Source organism: Methylobacterium sp. WL18, assembly GCF_008040015.1.
GTDB lineage: Bacteria > Pseudomonadota > Alphaproteobacteria > Rhizobiales > Beijerinckiaceae > Methylobacterium > Methylobacterium mesophilicum.
Genome location: NZ_VRVD01001263.1, coordinates 1 through 567 on the forward strand (window position 1 = coordinate 1; position 567 = coordinate 567).

At 73.7% G+C, this 567-nt stretch carries 1 pseudogene; it reads left to right on the plus strand.

Annotated features, from left to right (window positions below):
- Positions 1-77 precede the first annotated feature (77 nt).
- Positions 78-567: pseudogene (locus tag FV228_RS32215) on the plus strand (AI-2E family transporter); the annotation flags it as partial.

Sequence of the window (567 nt, forward strand, 5' to 3'; positions counted from 1 at the left end):
TTTTTCCACCCCCACCCCGCCAACCCCCCTGCCGCGTCGTCTCGTGGGCGCGGAGATGTTAAAACGCCACCCCCTCCGACACCGAGACCGCGGCGGCGCTGGCCGCCGCGGGGCCGGACCGTCAGATCGCCGGCATCGTGCTGGCCCGCGAGGATCTCGTGCCGGCCTGGCGCAGCGAGACGCCGGTCCTCTGCGTGTCGAGCCGCGGCCCGTTCGACGAGGCGGCCACCCTCATGCTCAGCCAGATCCTGGCCCGGCACGGGCTCGCCTCGCAGACCCTGTCGATGGCCGCGATCCGCGCCGGCGAGCGCCCCGACAACCCGGGCGGCCTCGCGCTGATCTGCTTTTCCTATCTCGAGCCGGTCAGCCTGTCGCAGATCCGGTTCACGGTGCGGCAGGCCCGCGCCGCGGTGCCGGGCGTGCGTATCCTGGTGGGCTTCTGGCGCGAGCGCGATCCGGCAACGCTGGACCGCCTGCGCCGGGCGACCTCGGCGGACTTCCTGGTCACCTCGTTGAACGAGGCGCTCTCGGCGGTCACGAGCGCCTGCCGTGAGCCGGCGCCCGCGC